The organism is Tenuifilum sp. (assembly GCF_037481895.1).
Lineage (GTDB): Bacteria > Bacteroidota > Bacteroidia > Bacteroidales > Tenuifilaceae > Tenuifilum > Tenuifilum osseticum.
In genome coordinates this window covers 1-19,672 of sequence record NZ_JBBFKU010000001.1, presented here as the reverse complement: position 1 = coordinate 19,672, position 19,672 = coordinate 1, and the positions used below count along the sequence as shown (strand labels likewise).

Below are 19,672 nucleotides of genomic sequence, written 5' to 3'. Positions count from 1 at the left end.
GTTTTACTAACTTTGATTACAACAGCTAAGCTGAGTTTAATTAAACTTTGAACAAATTGAAATATCAAACAAATAAAAAAAATGAAAAAGCTATTTATTCTTCTGCTTTGTATCTATCCACTGCTTGGAAACGCCCAATACTTTCCGGTTACAATAGCTGAGGGTAGCAACTTTCAGTCAACATCAACCTATGCCGATGTTATGAACTACATCAAGATGCTTGAGAAAGCATCGAAGCACATAAAAACCGAAACCATTGCCACCAGCATTGAGGGACGCGATATCCCGCTAATGGTTGTAGCAAACCCAATGCCCAAAACACCCCGCGATATTGGTAACCGGATTGTGGTATATATACAGGCTAACATACATGCAGGGGAGGTGGAAGGCAAGGAAGCATCGCTGATGTTTGTTCGCGACTTGCTTAAAAACCCCAATAATCCACTATTCAAAAACATTGTTCTGCTGGTTTGCCCTATTCTCAATGCCGATGGCAACGAATCCATCAGTCCGAAAAACCGCCCTTGGCAGAACGGGCCTGTTAACGGTGTTGGCGTAAGACATAATGGGCAAATGCTCGACCTGAACAGGGATGCCATGAAACTGGAAACTCCCGAAATGGTTGGCGTAGTAACCAACGTATTAAACCGCTGGGATCCTTCCATTGTTATGGATTGCCACACCACCAACGGATCCTACCATCAGGAGCCGGTTACCTTTACCTGGATGATGAACCCCAACGGTAATCGCCAACTCATAAACTACATGCGCGATAGGATGATGCCCTGGGTGTCGACCCAGCTATCGGTCAAATATAAAACGCTAAACTGCTTCTACGGCGAGTTTATCGACCAAAAGGATTACGAAAAGGGTTGGATATCGTACGCTTCTGAACCCCGCTACTTCACCAACTACATTGGGTTAAGGAATAGGCTTAGCATTTTGAACGAGAACTACGTTTACGCCCCATTCGACGAGCGGGTTTACGGGTGCTATAACCTTATTGCCTCAGTTTGCGATTACGCCATGCAAAACAGCAAGGAAATAAAGGATTTGCTTGCCAAAGCCGACAGAGAGGCTATTCAGATTCCCAAAACCACACCCGCTCCTGAGTTTGCCATAACCTACGAGGGTAGGCCTACACCCCAGTGGGTAACCATCCTCACCTTTGAGGCCGAAGCCTATACCGACGAGCAGGGACGGGAAAGGTTCCGCAAAACCGATCGTAAGCGCACGGTTACCGTTCCCTACATAGCCGACTACTACCCCACCTCAACCATTCCATTCCCCTTTGCCTACATTGTTAGAAACGACAGGGTGATTACCAATCTCCTTAAAAATCACGGAATACAATTCCAAACCCTAACCGATACAGTAACCCTAAATATAGAGCAATTTACAATCGACTCGCTAAAGCCAGCCCCTCGAGTTAACCAGGGACACTATAACAGCAATATCTATGGCAAATACGTTAAGGCCAATAGGCTATTTACAACCAACTACGTGGTGGTTAGAACCTCGCAACCCCTTGGGCAGCTGGCTGCTTACCTACTTGAGCCACAGGCGGACGATGGGTTGGTGTTCTGGAACTTCTGGGACCGTTACCTTGTGCCGCAATGGGGCAACATCTACAACCCGGTACCGGTTTTCAGGGTAACCGATGAAAACGAACTTGGCAAAATCTAGTTCATGAATTAATTTGTAGGTTTTTAACGCATGTGAGTAGGTTCGTTATTGATGAATATTAATATATTTGTTTAAATGTGAGAAAAATGGATAAATCCATTCAAACAATATTGCGAAATCCCCATAGCCCACGAATTAATTTGTGGGCTAGGAAATGTATTCTATTAAAGCCCTATTTCTAATCATAAACAAAAACCGCCCGTAAAGGCGGTTCTTAAATTTTTAACTTTTATGCTTAGAGCCGATGACGAGAATTGAACTCGTGACCCCTTCCTTACCAAGGAAGTGCTCTACCCCTGAGCTACATCGGCAAGTGTGGGGAGAGCAGGATTCGAACCTACGAAGGCATAAGCCAGCAGATTTACAGTCTGCCCCAGTTGGCCACTTTGGTATCTCCCCTTCCCTCTCAAAAAACGCGTTGCAAAAGTAGTAATTTTAGCAAAACTCGCAAGCGCCCTTTGCCATTGACCTTGAAAAATTTTACGCTTAAGGGCGAAAGGGTTGAAAATCAACACTAACCTCAACGAACCTAGAAATCCTTCTCATGGTTTTATAGGAACATTCTTATTATTTAACTGCGTGGGTAAACTTTTTTTCATGAAATATATCTAACTTACACTAAAATCAACTTTACAACTAAAACCTATAACCATGAAAAAACTGTTACTTTGGGTATTGGCTATAGCCTTTACCATCACAGCAGTTCAGGGGCAGGAGGCACGCTTAATGCGTTTCCCGGCTGTGCATAACAATCAGGTGGTGTTTACCTATGCCGGCGACCTATACACTGTTGACATAAGCGGAGGCGTTGCCCGCAAGCTAACCACCCATGTTGGGTATGAGATGTTTCCTCACTTTTCGCCCGATGGTAGAACCATTGCCTTTACCGGGCAATACGATGGAAACACTGAGGTTTTCAGCATTCCTGCTGAGGGAGGTACTCCCAAGCGTTTAACCCATACGGCTACCCTAAACCGCGATGATATCTCGGACCGAATGGGACCAAACAACATAGTAATGGCATGGACGCCCGATGGCGAAAAGATTGTATACCGCTCGCGCAAGCAGAGCTTTAACGATTTTAAGGGGCAACTATTCATGGTTCCCGCCAACGGTGGCATGAGCGAGGAACTACCCCTTTCCACCGGTGGCTTTTGCTCATTCTCGCCCGATGGGAAAAAGCTTGCCTTCAACAGGGTTTTCCGTGAGTTCCGTACATGGAAATACTACAAGGGTGGCATGGCCGACGACATCTGGACTTTTGACTTTAACACCAAAGAGGTTACCAACATCACCAGTAACCCCGCACAGGACATTTTCCCCATGTGGATTGGCGATGAAATCTTCTTCCTATCGGACCGCTACAGAACCATGAACCTATTTGTGTACAACACAAAAACCAAGAACATCGAAAAGGTTACCAATTACACCGATTACGATATCAAGTTCCCCTCGTTCGACCATAATACCATTGTTTTTGAGAAGGGCGGATTCCTATTTGCCTTTGATGTAAAAACACGTACAACCCGGAAAATAAACATCACCATAACCGACGACCAGAACTACTCACGCCCTTCGCTGGTTGATGCAAGCAAGCGCATCACCAATGCCGACCTCTCGCCCAATGGCGAACGGGTAGTTTTTAGTGCACGTGGCGATGTTTACACTCTACCATCGGAGAAGGGTATTACCTACAACCTAACTGCTTCATCCGATATCCATGAACGCGAGGCCACTTGGTCGCCCGATGGTAAATGGATTGCCTACCTCTCCGATAAAACAGGAGAGTATGAGGTTTACATCCAACCCCAGGATGGAAGCATGCCCGCCACTCAGGTAACCTCGGGCATTAACAACTACATTTTTGGCATAGAGTGGTCGCCGGATAGTAAAAAAATCCTATTTAGCGATCGCTTGGGTAGGCTACAATATGTTGATATTGAAACTAAAGCCGTTACCCTGGTTACAAAGGGTAAGTATGGCTTGGTAAACAGCTACAGCTGGTCGCCCGATAGCAAATGGATTGCCTACTCCACCTCCGATTCCAACCGATTCTCAGTAGTTTACATCTATAACATTGACAGCAAGACCACCAATTCCGTTACCAATGGCTGGTTCTCATCGTATGGGCCGGTATTTTCAAACGATGGCAAGTACCTGCTTTACGTATCGGATAGGGAGTTTAATCCCATATACAGCAACACGGAGTGGAATCACGCCTATGTTGACATGAGCAACATATACATAGTGATGCTCTCCAAGAATACACCATCACCCTTTGCCCTTGAAAATAACGAGGTAAAACCCGAAACCAAAACAGAGCAGCCCAAGGACAAGGATTCAGCCAAAAAACCAGTTAAAACCGAGGAGAAACCAAAGCCTGAAGTTCAGCCTGTTAAAATCGATTTTGACGGTATTGAGAATCGCACTGTGGAGTTACCGGGCAAAGCAGGCCGATACTACAACATCTACTGTATTGATGGCAAGGTTTACTACAATTACTCCAGCTCTAGGGATCGCCAACCTGTGGCCATGATGTACGACCTGAAGAAACAAAGGGAGACTGAGTTGGGGGAATCCATCAGGTTCACCATTTCATCGAACGGGAAAAAGATGCTGGTATCGAAAAACCGCACCTATGCAGTAATCGACCTGCCAACCGGGAAAATCAACATGGAAAAGACCATTGATTTAAGTGACATGAAGGTTTGGGTTGACTACCACAAGGAGTGGAAACAAATATTCGACGAGAGCTGGCGTCAGATGCGCGATTTCTTCTATGTAGAGAACATGCATGGTGTTGATTGGAAAGCCATTCACGATAAATACGCTGTACTGGTACCCTACGTTAACCACCGCAACGACCTAACCTATATCATTGGCGAAATGATTGGCGAACTGAATGTTGGTCACGCTTACGTGAACAGTGGCGATAAGCCAGAACCCGAACGAATTAAAACCGGGCTGTTAGGGGCTAAGCTGAGCAAGCACAGCAGTGGCTACTTTAGGGTTGACAAAATACTTGAAGGCGCCAACTGGAGCGATGCGCTCCGTTCACCTCTGGCCGAGATTGGTGTGAATGTTAAGGAGGGCGACTATATAATCTCAGTGGATGGGGTTGACCTCAAAAACATCCCCGATATCTACTCTACCCTTATCAATAAGGCCGATAAAACAGTTGCTCTTGTTGTAAACAGTTCACCACAGGCTAACGGAGGCCGCAAGGTGCTTGTAAAACCCATTGCCGACGAATCGGAACTTTACTACTATACCTGGGTGCAGAACAATATTCGCAAGGTAAACGAAGCCACCAATGGCGAAGTGGGCTACATCCATATTCCCGATATGGGTGTTGCCGGGCTCAATGAGTTTGTGAAATATTTCTACCCTCAGCTCACCAAAAAGGCTTTAATAATTGACGATAGAGGTAATGGTGGTGGTAATGTATCGCCAATGATACTTGAGCGCCTAAGCCGTGTGGTTTACCGCATGACCATGCGCCGTGGATTCGATCAACCATCAACAATCCCTTCGGAAACGCATTACGGGCCAAAGGTTGTGCTCATTGACCGTTATTCCGCCTCCGACGGCGACCTTTTCCCTTACGGTTTCAAAAAGTTAGGCCTTGGGCCACTCATTGGTGTTAGGAGTTGGGGCGGCGTTGTTGGTATTTCAGGCTCACTACCATTTGTCGATGGTGGCGACCTGCGTAAACCGGAATTTACCAGCTTTAGCTCCGATACAGGCGAGTGGATAATTGAAGGACATGGCGTTGATCCCGATATCGAAATTGACAACGACCCTTACAGGGAGTACATGGGGCAGGATGATCAGCTGAATAAGGCTATTGAGCAGATTAAGGTTATGCTTAAGGATTACAAGCCTCTACCGCAAATACCCCAAGCACCTGACAGGTCGAAGTAATGAAATAAAAAACGGGTTGAAGTTTTCAACCCGTTTTTTAATTTACTTTTTGATATCGTAAAAACAGCGTTGGGGAGAGTGTAGCTTCCCTTCAGCCACCAGTTTTTTGATTGCCTTTTCAACCTCTTTCTTATCAACACCTGCTGCTTCGGCTATCTCACCGGCTTTCATCGGCTTACCAGCCGATTTTAGGGTTTGAATTACTTTCTCATTTGCGTCCATTGTAAACTCTTTTTAGTTTGACATTTATTTATGGGGATGAAACATCAATATTGTTTCCCTTAGGTACTGGTTATCGAGATGTGTATAAATCTCGGTGGTTTGGATCGATTCATGTCCAAGCATCTCCTGAACGGCCCGCAAATCGGCCCCTCCCTCAATTAAATGGGTGGCAAATGAATGCCTGAGCGTATGGGGGCTTATGTTCTTTTTAATCCCGGCCAGTGAAGCATACTTTTTAATAATGGTGAATACCATCTCGCGGGTTAGCTTTCGGCCCCATCGGTTTAGGAAAACGATATTGCGCGAATCAGGATCAATACGTGAATCGATGCTGTTACGCTGCGCAAGGTATGCATTGATATCGTTAATGGCTTTTGTGCCAATGGGCACAAGCCTTTCCTTATCGCCCTTACCAATAATCCTAATAAAGCCATCGGTAAAGAACAAATCGGTAAGCCTAAGCGACACCAACTCCGACACACGAAGCCCACAGCTGTAAAGCGTTTCAATAATGGCTTTATTCCTGTGCCCATCGGGTTTACTCAGGTCGATGGCCGCCTCTAATGCATCGATTTCAGCTACGCTTAGAACCTCGGGCAATTTTCGGCCTATTTTGGGAGAATCGATCAGCTCGGTAGGATCGGTGTCAATCACCTCCTCAAGTAGCAAATACTTAAAAAAGCCCCTTACCCCGGAAAGAATCCTGGATTGCGAACGCTTATTCAAGCCCAAATCGTGAAGCTTAGCCAGGAACTCCTCCAAATCGTTACGCCGTATCGATTCAGGCTCAACGCCTTTCCCCTCGGCAAACTTCCAGAGCTTATCCATATCGGCACGGTAAGCTGCAATGGAGTTCTCGGAAAGCGATTTCTCAAGTCGCAGAAAGTTAATGTAATCGTCTATTGCGTTGCTCCATCCCATTTTAACTCGTTAGGTTTATACAAATATATGCAATAACCCATAAATGATTAGAATCAGCCTATGATTGTTTTATATCAACTTTGACCTACGTTAAAATTTCGTAAATTTTGCATGTAAACCAAAACAAACAAAACTATGGTAAACTCCGATTTAGTTGCAACAGGACTAATTGCAGCTTACACCATTTATAGTTTGGTAGCAATTGGTCTATTTGGTTGGTTTGCCTACCGAATAACCAAACCAACTAAAACGCCTGTAGTAAAGCCAGTACTATTTTACTCTTTTACTACGTTGCTTGTCATAATTGGCGTATCGCTTCACCTCACTACCATGCACACCATTCCTTGGGTAAAACTGGAAATGGATGCATCAAAAATCAACCCTGACAGGTTGATTAAAATGGAGGTCGATAGTTTTAAGTTTTACATCCTAACCGATTCAATTAGGCAGGAGTTGCCCGTTGCTGAGCCAATTAAAATTAAAGAGGGTGAAACAGTTATGTTCGATGTGTATTCCAAAGACCTAACCTATGGATTTGGATTATTCAGGCCTAACAATACTATGGTATTACAAATGCAGGTACTACCACTTTACAATAACAAAATCATATGGGAGTTCAATGAAAAGGGGACTTTCACCTTGCGTTCAACCGAATTTGCGGGCCCAAAAAGCACCCGTATGATAATACCAAACTTTATTACTGTCGAATAATAAAATCGTTGGTCTATGAAAAAGTTAATAGATACTTTAATAAATGGCAATGAGGTAAACGGACGCTTAGCAGGCCTTACCCCATTACAAAAATTAACTCTAAGGTTTGCTGTAGTATCTCTTGTTTACTATGGCTTTGCTGTAATTGAAGGGATGATAATGCGCTTAATCCTTGCATCACCAAACTCACTCACCGGACTAATTCCTGAACATCAATACTTTGCAATCCTAACAGCACATCCACTTGTTGGTATTTTTGGTGCCACCTACACCCTTGTGTTTGGCGCCTTCTATTTTGCGTTACCTTTCCTTCTTAAAAAACCTTTATGGGGATTTAAAGCTGCAAATTGGTCGTTTTGGCTGATTACTGTTGGGGTTTTCGTTTTCTGGTTTGCAGGATTCCTCTCGCATTATGGGCCTCTATATACCCTATACTGGCCACTACCAGCTGACTTTAATCAATTTGGACCATGGGGTGGCACTTTCTTTATTCTTGGAATTGCATTGGTAATGGTGGCCTCCATAATTTTTGTCGTTATTGTTTTTAAAACAATTACTTATACCCCTAAAGGGTGGGAAAAGCAACCGGGTGGTTCACTTTTGGCTTCGGCACTGGGAGTATCGGGGCTAGCAAACCTTTTCCGAAAAAAAGAAAATCGTAAACATCACCAAGTGCCATTACCAGTTGCTGCCATAGCCAGGGGATCGGTTGATGTATTCCTAAATGCTGGTATAATAACCTTTACGGGAGTGCTTATTCTGGTTTACTTAGTAGGGCATATTTTAGGATTTAACCTACAAAACTCTTGGATTGATGCGCTCCTCTACAAGAACATGTTCTGGTGGGGGCTCGACCTAATAGCCGACGGTTTAGTTCTCATTTTTGTTGCCGGTACTTGGTACCTACTTGCCATGCTAATAACTGGCGTTAAAAATGTATATATGGAGAACGTAGCTAGGGCACTACTTTTGCTCGAACTAGTAGTTTCCTGGACAGTTTGGTCGCACCACCTCCTTTCCGATCAGGCGCAGCCCTTAATGCTAAAACTTGTGTCCGGTCAATTTGTAACAGCGTTTGAGCTTATAACCCAAGGATTAGCTCTATTTATAAGTTTAGTAACACTTTGGAGTGCACGCCCTCTAAAATGGACACCAGAACTAAAATTTTTCCTTGGAGGTTTACTTGGTTTTGCCCTAGCTGTTGCAGCAGGTATTATTCAAGCCGATATGGGGATGAATCGAATACTACACAACACACAATGGATTGTTGGGCCTCACGTCCATGTAGCTGTTCTGATTGGACTTACCATGACCCTGTATGCAGTAGTTTATAAGTTATTACCAGTACTAACTAATGGTTTGAACATATACAGCATAAAACTTACATCATGGCATTTCTGGCTACATCTACTTGGAGGTATAGGTATGGGTGCGTTCATGGGTATGGCCGGGCTTAAAGGCATGCTCCGCAGAACCATCTACTACAATGGCGAGTTTGATATTTTCATGATTCTTGCAGCATTAGCCGGAGCAGCACTACTTTTAGCCTACTTATCATACTTTTTCAACCTTGTCCTCACAATCGGTGTAAAAGGAATTATTGAAATTTTCAAACCATCAAAACTACCTAAGGAGCAAATACTTCCCGAATAATTTACTAAATGAAATAAGCAAAAGGGCTTTCGAATTTTCGATTGCCCTTTTCTTTTTTTAGAAAGCTTAACAAAAACTTGAGTATTTTTGCAAAAAAATTCCACCTATGCTCAAACGTACAAAAATAGTTGCCACCATATCCGATAAGCGTTGCGATGTAGATTTTATTAAATCCCTTTACCAGGCCGGAATGAACGTTGCGCGTTTGAACACCGCCCACATGAACCCGGAATCAGCCAAAAATCTGATTTCCAATATCCGGAGTGTTTCTGAAAACATCGCTATACTTGTCGATACTAAAGGCCCCGAGATTAGAACCTCATCAAATGGCGTGGAAATTAAGGTGGAAACCGGAATGAACATAAAGATTATTGGCAACCCCGATGGAACTTCCGGAATCGACACCGTGTATGTTAGCTACCCGAACATTGCGGCCGAAGTGCCAGTTGGTAACACCATTCTCATAGATGATGGCGAAATTGAACTAAAAGTGGTTGATAAAAGGGACAATGCCCTCTACTGCGAGGTAACAAACTGTGGCACCATAAAACTGCGTAAAAGTGTAAACATACCGAATGTGCACATCAACCTTCCCTCGCTAACCGAAAAGGATAAGGCGTTTGTTCAGTTTGCCATTGAAAACAATATAGATTACATTGCTCACAGCTTTGTTCGTAACAAACACGACGTGCTTGAAATCAAGGAGATACTCCATAAGCACAATAGCCCAATTAAAATAATTGCCAAGATTGAGAACCAACAAGGTGTTGACAATATTGACGAAATCCTTGACCACGCCTACGGCGTAATGGTGGCTCGTGGCGATCTAGGTATCGAGATTCCTGCCGAGAAACTACCTATTATACAACGCCGAATTGTTAGGAAATGTATAGAGAGTAAAAAGCCGGTAATAATTGCAACCCAGATGCTGCATACCATGATTGAGCATCCGCGTCCCACGCGTGCTGAGATCAGCGATATTGCCAATGCCATATACCAACGTACCGACGCCATTATGCTAAGCGGCGAAACGGCATACGGTCAGTACCCCGTTGAAGCGGTTGAGGTGATGACCCGCGTTGCGCGCGAGGTTGAGGAAGCCCAAGAGGCTGACCTTTCAGTAAACCTTGTTCGAATTAACAACGAGGTAACAGCAACCCTGGCTAAAGCTGCCGTTAGGGCATGTTCATCGCTTCCCATTAAAGCTATTATTGTTGATACTCTTACAGGTCGCACCGGCCGCTACCTTGCTGCATTCCGTGGTCGAATTCCCATATTTGCCATTTGCTACAAGCAACATGTAATGCGCGAGTTAGCACTATCGTATGGTGTAGAGGCAGTTTACATGGAGCCCCGCACCTCACGCGACCATTTCCTTACCGATGCCATTGGCACCATGCTCGAACGCCGAAAAATTGCCTCCGAGGACATGGTACTCATCATTGGAGGTAGCTTTGGGCCCAGCAATGGTGCTTCGTTCATGGAAATTAGCAAGGTTAAAAATCTGGTATCCAAAAAGTAAAAAATGCCCGATTCTTTAGGCAAATCAGTAAAACTGCACATAGCAATTCTAGCTATTCAACTTACTTGCCTATTGGGCTACTCCCAGAAAATGCCAAATGCTTACTACAGAGCAGAGGCAGCGCTTGAACTAAACGATACAAAGAATGCCCTCAGCTGGGCTGATTCGTGCTTCAATGCCAAACCATACCGTTACCAGTATTACCTTGTAAAAGGGAAAGCCCTTTTACAAGCCAATCGGTATAATGAGGCCATTGAGGCCTTTTTACAGGCTGAACAACAACGCTCAGGCATTGCATCGTATCAACTGGCAAGAACGTATTGCCTCATGGGCGATACAATAAACTGTATTGAATGGACTCGTCAGAATTTACAGTCGATATACAGAGAACCTGAAAGTAGCTTCCTACTCAGTAACGACTTTTCATTTGCGCATTCCTTAAAGGAATGGCAAAAAATCTGGGACAAGGAATGGTATTCCGCAAGTGAAAAGGATATTCACTATGCCCGTTACCTAATTGGTAACCAAAACTACGACGAGGCTATTGAGCTCCTTAACAAAAGGATAAAAAGTAAAAAATCAAAAGCAGAACTATTTGAGTTACGGGGACGTGCACACCTAAATGCCGGAAACTTTTTACTTGCACTAAGAGATTTTGAGAACGCATACCATCGCAGCAAAAGGAATTATGTTTACTTGGCACTGCAGGCCAATGCACTATTTAACCTTAATCAAAACGGAAAAGCGTTAACGCAAATCGAGCAAGCTATTGACAAATCAGGGAGTAAACCCGATTACTTGCTGTTGAAGGCAAAAATCCTCAGTAAATTAAATCGCTATAGCGAGGCGTATGAAACCCTAAAGGAATACCTTGTGTATTTCCCCAACAACACCGAAGCAAATTTAAACCTAGCAAGGTATGCTTATGAGGCAGGATACTATACCGATGCCCTACTGGCAATAGCCAAAATGCTCAAGTTTACTCCCGATAACATAGAACTTATTCTGCTTAGGGGAAAAATCTACCTAAAAACCGACCAACCCCGACAAGCAATTGTCGACTTTGAAAAAGCAATCAGCCAGAATTATTGCACTGCAGAGTCGTACCTGCTAAAAGGCTTAGCTCTGCTGCAAGCAGGCGAAAGGGAAGAGGCTTGTAAATGCTTCTCAATATCGGGCAGTTTGGGTAACATTGATGCTCAAGGTTTGCATTTTAACACCTGTAGAAAATAATAGCTATAAACATTCATCAACAATTAAAGAATTAACATCAAAAAAACTTGATAGTAATCAAAAGTTTGTTTAAAATTGTGTAAAATGAAAAAACATGGAAATAAAAGGTTCAGCAGTAAAAGCAACCCCTGACTTTGTAAAAGCCAACTTTATTAACCGCTACTCGGAATGGCTAAAGTCACTACCAAGCTCATCGCGTGAGATTATTGAAAAACCTATTTATGCAACAACATGGTATCCGTTAATTGAATCGGTAATCATACCTACACAAAAAGTAGCCGATTTGTTTTACAATGGCGATTACAATAAGGCAGCACGTGAAATTGGAAGGTATAGCGCCGATATAGCCCTAAAAGGCATATACAAAATATTTGTCAGGATAAGTTCACCACAGTTTGTATTAAGTAGAGCATCAAGTATATTTTCCACTTACTACCAACCTGCCGACATTAAAGTGGTGGAAAGTTCCGATAAAAAAGCAGTGCTTCAGCTTGAAAAATTCCATGTCGACGAAAAACTCATAATGGAGCGAATTGCAGGCTGGATTGAGCATACCCTTGAAATCACACTTAAATCACCCTTGAAGGTCGATGTTGAGCAAATTGTAAACGGGAAAAACCTTACCGCTCGGATAACTGCCATGTGGCAATAGCTACAATAGTTATTGAATGAAACCTGATAATTGCTATATTTACAAAAAAAATAGCAATTATGCTGGGATTGGCAGCTAAAAGCTTGGTTCCGGTTCGCAAGGAACCCAATGAAACCACTGAGATGGTTAACCAACTACTTTTTGGCGAAAAGGTTACAATTCTTGAGAATTTTAAGCAATGGTATAGAATTGAAAGCACCCTTGACAGCTACCCGGGATGGGTGGACTCCAGGCTAATTGATATTGTAGCAGACACTAGCAGCGAAAAGGAACTTACCAACTTTTCGGTTCTCTCATCACTGGCCGAGGCCATAAAGGTAGATGATAACTCAAGGTATTTACTTAGTCCGGGATCGATTCTTTACGGATATTCTGGAAAAAAATTCCACTTAAACGGCTCAAATTTTGAACTTACTGCTAATATTCCCTCTCTGCCCACTAATCCTTTGGATCATATAATCAAAACCGCCCAAGCATTTATAAACACCCCGTACCTATGGGGCGGCAAATCGATTTTCGGCATCGATTGTTCTGGCCTGGTTCAGGTTTGCTTCAGAACTGCCGGGGTATTCCTCCCACGCGATGCGTGGCAACAGGTTCAAAACGGCCAAACTGTTGAGTTTGTTGACCATGCCCAACCCGGCGATATTGCTTTCTTCGATAACGAAGAGGGACGTATAATCCATGTTGGTATTCTAATCAATCCCAATGAAATAGTACATAGCTCCGGTTACGTTCGAATTGATAAATTTGACCATCAAGGGATTTACAACTCACAACTGGGCATATACACCCACAAGCTTAGGATAATTAAACGCGTACTATAAGCCATAACGGATTGAAAGTCAATTGACTGGTGAGCCAAACGAAAGGAATCTGAAAGACTGTAATCCAATTGATTCCAATGCATTCTCTATGCAAGTCTGCATAATTATAGTTTTGCTTGACATTAAAACATATTTTTGGTATCTTTCAAAATCCGTTCAAAACTCAACCGTATGCTAAAACACCAACTTTTGATAGCTATTGCCATTATTGCATTTGCAATTTGGGTTGCTCTTAGAAAACGCGATCAAAAAAAATCGGACAACGACGAGAATCCTGAAAATGAATAGTTTAGCATGTACACCTACGAGTACCCCCGAATGCTTGTCACGGTCGATGCCGTAATTTTCAAGGTCGATATAAACTTTAAGCCAACACACCTTCTACTCATTGAACGTGGCAACGAACCCTACAAAGGGCATTTTGCTTTACCTGGAGGCTTCCCCGAAATTAAGGAGCTACTAGCTGATGCCGCAGCTCGTGAGCTATTTGAGGAAACCGGGATTGTAGGGGTTGAGCTAAAACAGATTGGTGCATTCGATGATATTGATAGAGACCCACGCGATAGAAACATTGCCATTGCCTTTTGGGGAGTGGTAAGCGATGATAAAATTAATCCGACTGCTGGCGATGACGCTGCAAAAGCCCAATGGTTCCCGCTTGATAATCTTCCCCCGCTGGCATTCGACCATTCAAAAATAGTTAAGGCAGCGCTTGGCTGCCTTAAGAGAAGTTTTTCAGAACAGTAAACTGCCTAAACTATCATTCCGGCACCTACTGTTACATTAGTGGCTTCATCAATAAGTATCAAACTTCCTGTAACACGGTTCTGGCGGTACGAGTCGTAAAACAATGGTTTGGTTGTGCGAATGGTAATGCAAGCAATATCGTTCATCCCTACCGATTTGTCGTCATAATCCTTTTCCAGCGTGTTGATGTTTACCTTGTACTTCACCTCCTTGACCATGCAGCGCAAATCGTTAGTGGTGTGCTTCAGGGCATACTTACCACCGGGAACCATGGGTTTATCGCCTAACCAGCATATCATTAGTTCAATATCCTGCCCCTGCTTAATGCCATTCTCCTCAGGAATAATCATACACCCTCTGGATACGTCCAAATCGTCCTCCAAAATAATGGTTCCGGATTGCGGAGCGGTAATTGAATCAAGGTGATCAGTCCAAAAATCGATACCCTTGATGGTAGTGGTAAAGCCCGAGGGCAAAACTTTTACCCTATCGCCAACCCTAAATGTACCACTTGCCATACGACCGGCATAACCCCTGTAATCGTGGAACTCAATGGACTGTGGACGAATAACATACTGAACAGGGAATCGAGCATCGAGCTGATTATAATCATTTGAAATATACAGGTTCTCAAGCAGGTACATCAGTGTAGGGCCTTGATACCAATCCATATTCTTGGAACGGTCAACCACATTATCGCCCAGAAGAGCGCTAATGGGAATGAATCGGACATCGTGCAAATCGAGATGCGTTGCAAATTCATGGAACTTCTGCTGAATACTATCAAAAACATCCTGCTTAAAATCAACTAAATCCATTTTATTCACGCATACTATCACGTGAGGAATACGGAGAAGGGAGGCAATGTAAGCATGACGGATGGTTTGTTCAATCACGCCATGGCGGGCATCAACCAGGATAACAGCTGCATTTGCAGTTGAGGCACCGGTTACCATATTGCGGGTATACTGTACGTGCCCCGGAGTATCGGCAATAATGAACTTGCGCTTGGGGGTATGGAAATAACGGTATGCCACATCAATGGTTATACCCTGCTCGCGCTCGGCGCGCAGACCATCGGTTAGTAAGGCAAGGTTGATATACTCTTCGCCTTTCTTTATACTTGCCCGTTCAATTGCTTCCAGCTGATCCTGAAAGATTGCCTTTGAATCGTATAGTAGTCGTCCAATCAGAGTGCTTTTGCCATCGTCAACACTGCCAGCAGTAGTAAACCGCAAAAGCTCCATATCTAGGTATGAACGTTCAATTACTTTATCTTCCATTGGAAAATGATTTAAAAACTAAAAATAACCTTCAATTTTGCGATCCTCCATGGCTGCCTCGGAGCGTTTATCGTCAGCACGACCGCCACGTTCAGTTACGCGCGTTGCAGCCACCTCACGAATTATATCCTCAACGCTACTCGCAACCGACTCAATAGCACCTGTGCAAGTGGCATCGCCAATGGTACGGAAACGAACAATCCGTTTCTCGGCTTTTTCGGTATCCTTCATCTTTAAGAAGGGAGTTTTGGCATAAAGCACACCATCGCGCTCAAAAACCTCACGTTCGTGCGAGAAGTATAGCGAGGGTAAAGCAATATTTTCCATTAGTATATATTGCCAAACATCCATCTCGGTCCAGTTGCTAATTGGGAATACCCTAAAATGCTCACCCATATTCTTGCGACCATTAAAAAGGTTCCAGAGCTCAGGGCGTTGGTTTTTGGGATCCCACTGGCCAAACTCATCGCGATGCGAGAAGAAACGCTCCTTAGCCCTTGCCTTTTCCTCATCGCGACGCCCACCTCCCATGGCACAATCAATTTTTAGCTCCTCAATGGCATCGAGCAGGGTAACGGTTTGCAACTTGTTTCGGCTTGCATTGTAACCGGTTTCCTCCACTACCCTACCCTTATCAATGGAGTCCTGCACGTATCTTACAATTAGCTGCACTCCGGTTTCCTGTACCAGCCAATCCCGAAAATCGAGTGTTTCCTGAAAGTTATGGCCGGTATCGATGTGCATTAGGGGGAAGGGAACCTTTGCAGGATAAAAAGCCTTACGGGCTAGATGAAACATCACTATGGAATCCTTTCCGCCGCTGAAAAGCATCACAGGGTTTTCAAACTGCGAAACCACCTCGCGAATAACAAACACTCCTTCCGATTCAAGTTCGCGTAAGTGGTTAATAGGCACTTTATTACTCATATCAAAATCCTTTTAATTACTTCAATTTTAGCAACTTGAGAAATTACATCGGGTAGCCCTTTACATGCTTGCCGACTTGGTGTTTTTCCCTGAACAATATTCCTATAGCCTTCCAATTGCCTCTATCACTTTCAACACCCTATAAGCATGGCAAAGATACACCATAGGGTAGTATGAAATGATTGTTATTTATCAACCCATCGCAGGAAATGGTCGTAGAGAATGTCAGCAGCTACACCTTCACTTAATTCGGCAGTATTTAAGCGCAAGCTGGGTTTCATAGGTGCCTCGTAGCTATCGGATATCCCGGTGAAGTTTGGAAGCGAACCATTAATTGCTTTGCTGTAGTTTCCCTTGATATCACGCGACTGACAAACCTCTACTGGGGCATCGGTAAATACCTCAAAGAAGTTTTTTGGGCCAACAATTGACCTTGCCATTTCGCGCATGGATATCAGTGGTGAAACAAAACAACAGATGGTTACAACTCCCTGTGAATTAAGTAATGCTGCCATATTGGCCACCCTACGTATGTTCTCCGTTCTATCGGCTGGGCTGAATCCCAAATCGCTACATAAACCCTTTCGAACCTCATCGCCATCGAGCAGCACCACAGGAATTTTAAGCTGGCTAATACGGCCTTGTAGTGCTTTCCCTAGTGTTGTTTTTCCTGAAGCGGGTAACCCAGTTATCCAGACTGTGATAGGATGCTTATAACTCATGAAAACTACCTCATATCAATAACTTCAACCCCTTTGTGCTTTTCCACATCAAATTTGAACCGATCGTCACGTAAAGGAACGTTTGATTTGAAGTTTTTAATTTGAATGATGTAGTTATTGCCATCCTTACCCTGGTACCGAATAAGGTATGGTTCAAGGGTGTTTGCATCGAACTGCAACTTAACCGATGAGTAAGGTAAATTCAGGTCGCGTGGGAAAAAATCAACCTCATGCAAAACCCTGTTCTTTGATTTCTGCTGCCCGATATACTTATACTTGAAGTTCTTGTCGTAATCCTTAAAAAGCTTCATTGGATCGTCCAAAAAGCTATTCTCCTTAATATTCATCTTTGAAATGGTAACCTCTTTTGCCTCCTTAATGTATTGCCATTTGGTTTGACCATCGGAAAATACTTCCATGCCCATTAGGTCAAGGTAAAACATTTTACCCTTAGCCAGTATCTTGCCCTGATGGGTATCGGTAATGCGTTCCTGGAGGTTTTCAAGTGTAAAGCTAAATGTTGCGGAAAGCGATTTAATTTCCTGCATTTTGTTACTAAAACTCCTAACAATTCCATCGGGGTTTACCTCTTGACTAAAGAGAGTAAGCGACGATGAAATAAACAGCAAACTCAGAATTTGTTTCATTGATAAAAGAATTTATTCGTGCAAAAATACAAAATTAGAAACTAATCTACGGATAAAGTGTTCAAAATACGTTCCAAAGACATCTCGTCAACAATTAAAACCTGTCGGGGTTTGCCACCGTCGGCAGGGCCAACAATTCCTGCAGCCTCCAGCTGATCCATAATGCGTCCGGCACGGTTATACCCAATGGAAAATTTACGTTGGATAAGGGATGTTGAACCCGACTGGGTTTGCACCACAAGGCGAGCGGCATCCTCAAACAGTTCATCACGCTTCCGCAGGTCTACATCAACTGGGCCATCCTGACCCTCAGGAACATACTCGGGTAACTCATAGGCATGAGGGTATCCGGGCTGGTTACCTATAAAATCGGTAATCCTCTCAATTTCAGGAATATCAACAAAGGCACATTGCACCCTAACCAAATCGCTTCCGGCAGACACTAACATATCGCCGCGGCCTATTAGGTTATTTGCACCTGGCGTATCGAGAATGGTTCGTGAATCGACCATTGACGACACCCTGAAAGCAATACGTGCCGGGAAGTTTGCCTTAATAACACCCGTAATGATATTGGTTGATGGACGTTGTGTAGCAATGATTAGGTGAATACCTATGGCGCGTGCCTTTTGGGCAAGGCGCCCAAGGGGCATCTCAATTTCACGCCCCGCTGTCATAATTAAATCGGCAAACTCATCAATAATAACCACTATGTAAGGCAAATACCTATGGCCATTATTGGGATTGAGCCTGCGAGCCACAAACTTCTGATTATACTCCTTTATTGTTCGAACCTTAGCCAGGTTTAGAAGCTTATACCGATCCTCCATCTCAACGCTTAGCGAGTTCAGAGTGTAAATAACCTTTTGGGTATCGGTAATAATGGCCTCAGGAGAATCGGGTAGCTTGGCCAGGAAATGGCGTTCGAGCTTGTTGTAAAGGGTTAACTCTACCATCTTGGGGTCAACAAGAACGAACTTTATTTCAGCTGGATGCTTCTTGTAAAGTAACGACGTGATAATTGCGTTAAGACCTACCGATTTTCCCTGCCCGGTTGCACCTGCAACAAGCAGGTGGGGCAGTTTGGTAAGATCCAGCATAAAAATCTCGTTCGAAATGGTTTTACCCAATGCTATTGCCAAATCGTATTTACACTCCTGGAACTTTTGCGACTTGATAATTGAGTGCATTGACACCACCTCGGGGTTTTGGTTGGGCACCTCAATGCCTATTGTTCCCTTTCCGGGAATTGGGGCTATTATTCGTATTCCCAATGCCGAAAGGCTAAGCGCAATATCATCCTCTAAACTTTTAATCTTGCTGATCCTAACACCTGGGGCAGGAACAATCTCGTAAAGAGTAACAGTTGGGCCAATGGTAGCCTTAATCTTATCTATCTGAATTTTATAGTGCGAAAGGGTTTCTACAATCTTGTTCTTGTTTTCAACCAGCATTTCATTGGTTACTGGCGATTCAGTATTCTTGTAATCCTCCAGCAGCTCAATTAAAGGTTTTTGATAGTTTGAAAGTTCAAGCGTGGGATCGTAAAGTTCCTGTTCGTTAATATCGGATATGGCTAGCTCTTTCTCCTCGTTTCGCTCTATGGTAAAGTTATCCTCAATGGTTGCTTCAGTTACAGTTTTAGTCTCCCTACCATCGTATTCATCCTGTATGTCCGGGTCAAGTTCATCATCTAAGTTGTCAATCTCATCTGTATCATCAAATTCATCAACCTTGTCTTTTATCCTTTCATTTGAGATATCAACAGGAACAACTACCGCTGCCGCCTGCTTTACTTCATCTTCGCCATGCTTTTCGGATTGAGATTTTTTTTGTTTGCCCTTAACCACAATATTTTTCAAAGAGTTGAATAGGAAGTTGGTGCCACTCTGAAAGTGATAAAGCGATTTAGGCATTACGTATATGATATAGGCAATAAGTGCTATTAGAACCAGAAAGGCCGCTCCAACCTTACCTATGACTGTCGATAACCAT

16 protein-coding genes and 2 tRNA genes are annotated in these 19,672 nt (G+C 43.6%); 9 read left to right on the top strand and 9 right to left on the bottom strand.

The window, feature by feature from the left end; genetic code table 11:
* Nucleotides 1-81: 81 nt before the first annotated feature.
* On the top strand, nucleotides 82-1,686 hold the full coding sequence (locus tag WHS63_RS00090; protein WP_445203339.1) for a M14 family metallopeptidase: 1,605 nt from the start codon (nucleotides 82-84) through the stop codon (nucleotides 1,684-1,686).
* A gap of 239 nt (nucleotides 1,687-1,925) precedes the next feature.
* On the opposite strand, the gene WHS63_RS00085 is transcribed toward WHS63_RS00090, so the two are convergent.
* Nucleotides 1,926-1,997: transfer RNA gene (locus WHS63_RS00085), tRNA-Thr, on the bottom strand.
* Between the two features lie 5 nt (nucleotides 1,998-2,002).
* A tRNA-Tyr gene (locus WHS63_RS00080) sits at nucleotides 2,003-2,085 on the bottom strand.
* Nucleotides 2,086-2,337: 252 nt separating this feature from the next.
* Here WHS63_RS00080 and WHS63_RS00075 point away from each other — a divergent pair.
* Nucleotides 2,338-5,610, top strand: coding sequence for a S41 family peptidase (locus tag WHS63_RS00075; protein ID WP_445203338.1), 3,273 nt, complete (start codon nucleotides 2,338-2,340; stop codon nucleotides 5,608-5,610).
* A gap of 42 nt (nucleotides 5,611-5,652) precedes the next feature.
* Here the strand turns inward: WHS63_RS00075 and WHS63_RS00070 are convergent, their stop codons facing one another.
* Both WHS63_RS00070 and xerD read right to left on the bottom strand, forming a co-directional pair.
* The gene (locus tag WHS63_RS00070) at nucleotides 5,653-5,832 is read right to left on the bottom strand and encodes a MarR family transcriptional regulator (protein ID WP_445203337.1); all 180 of its coding nucleotides are present in this window, start codon (nucleotides 5,830-5,832) and stop codon (nucleotides 5,653-5,655) included.
* 24 nt (nucleotides 5,833-5,856) lie between these two features.
* Nucleotides 5,857-6,753, bottom strand: coding sequence for a site-specific tyrosine recombinase XerD (gene xerD, locus WHS63_RS00065; protein ID WP_445203336.1), 897 nt, complete (start codon nucleotides 6,751-6,753; stop codon nucleotides 5,857-5,859).
* A gap of 135 nt (nucleotides 6,754-6,888) precedes the next feature.
* Here xerD and WHS63_RS00060 point away from each other — a divergent pair, with 135 nt between their 5' ends.
* The 7 genes from WHS63_RS00060 (at nucleotide 6,889) to WHS63_RS00030 (ending at nucleotide 14,098) form a co-directional block, all read left to right on the top strand.
* Complete coding sequence (locus WHS63_RS00060) at nucleotides 6,889-7,464, top strand: hypothetical protein (RefSeq protein WP_445203335.1); 576 nt, start codon at nucleotides 6,889-6,891, stop codon at nucleotides 7,462-7,464.
* A 15-nt stretch (nucleotides 7,465-7,479) separates the two neighbouring features.
* Nucleotides 7,480-9,117: a cbb3-type cytochrome c oxidase subunit I gene (locus WHS63_RS00055; RefSeq protein ID WP_445203334.1), complete on the top strand. Its 1,638-nt coding sequence runs from the start codon at nucleotides 7,480-7,482 to the stop codon at nucleotides 9,115-9,117.
* 106 nt (nucleotides 9,118-9,223) lie between these two features.
* Complete coding sequence (gene pyk, locus WHS63_RS00050; protein ID WP_445203333.1) at nucleotides 9,224-10,639, top strand: pyruvate kinase; 1,416 nt, start codon at nucleotides 9,224-9,226, stop codon at nucleotides 10,637-10,639.
* A gap of 3 nt (nucleotides 10,640-10,642) precedes the next feature.
* Nucleotides 10,643-11,872 (top strand): tetratricopeptide repeat protein, encoded by a 1,230-nt coding sequence (locus WHS63_RS00045; RefSeq protein ID WP_445203332.1) that lies wholly within the window; start codon nucleotides 10,643-10,645, stop codon nucleotides 11,870-11,872.
* Between the two features lie 94 nt (nucleotides 11,873-11,966).
* Nucleotides 11,967-12,524 carry a hypothetical protein gene (locus WHS63_RS00040; RefSeq protein WP_445203331.1) on the top strand — a complete coding sequence of 186 codons (558 nt, stop codon included), beginning with the start codon at nucleotides 11,967-11,969 and terminating at the stop codon, nucleotides 12,522-12,524.
* Nucleotides 12,525-12,583: 59 nt separating this feature from the next.
* Entirely contained in the window at nucleotides 12,584-13,351 is a 768-nt protein-coding gene (locus WHS63_RS00035; RefSeq protein ID WP_445203330.1) for a C40 family peptidase, read from the top strand.
* Nucleotides 13,352-13,645: 294 nt separating this feature from the next.
* Nucleotides 13,646-14,098, top strand: a complete 453-nt coding sequence (locus WHS63_RS00030; protein ID WP_445203329.1) for an NUDIX domain-containing protein — start codon at nucleotides 13,646-13,648, stop codon at nucleotides 14,096-14,098.
* A 5-nt stretch (nucleotides 14,099-14,103) separates the two neighbouring features.
* Here WHS63_RS00030 and WHS63_RS00025 read toward each other — a convergent pair whose 3' ends face one another.
* The 5 genes from WHS63_RS00025 to WHS63_RS00005 form a co-directional block, all read right to left on the bottom strand.
* Complete coding sequence (locus tag WHS63_RS00025; protein ID WP_445203328.1) at nucleotides 14,104-15,381, bottom strand: sulfate adenylyltransferase subunit 1; 1,278 nt, start codon at nucleotides 15,379-15,381, stop codon at nucleotides 14,104-14,106.
* A gap of 18 nt (nucleotides 15,382-15,399) precedes the next feature.
* Nucleotides 15,400-16,308 (bottom strand): sulfate adenylyltransferase subunit CysD, encoded by a 909-nt coding sequence (gene cysD / locus WHS63_RS00020; RefSeq protein WP_369488307.1) that lies wholly within the window; start codon nucleotides 16,306-16,308, stop codon nucleotides 15,400-15,402.
* A 185-nt stretch (nucleotides 16,309-16,493) separates the two neighbouring features.
* Nucleotides 16,494-17,030 carry an adenylyl-sulfate kinase gene (gene cysC / locus WHS63_RS00015; protein WP_445203327.1) on the bottom strand — a complete coding sequence of 179 codons (537 nt, stop codon included), beginning with the start codon at nucleotides 17,028-17,030 and terminating at the stop codon, nucleotides 16,494-16,496.
* Between the two features lie 5 nt (nucleotides 17,031-17,035).
* Nucleotides 17,036-17,677 carry a LolA family protein gene (locus tag WHS63_RS00010; protein WP_445199061.1) on the bottom strand — a complete coding sequence of 214 codons (642 nt, stop codon included), beginning with the start codon at nucleotides 17,675-17,677 and terminating at the stop codon, nucleotides 17,036-17,038.
* Nucleotides 17,678-17,718: 41 nt separating this feature from the next.
* Nucleotides 17,719-19,672, bottom strand: a 1,954-nt coding sequence (locus tag WHS63_RS00005) for a DNA translocase FtsK (protein WP_445203326.1), incomplete at its 5' end; no start/stop codon positions are given.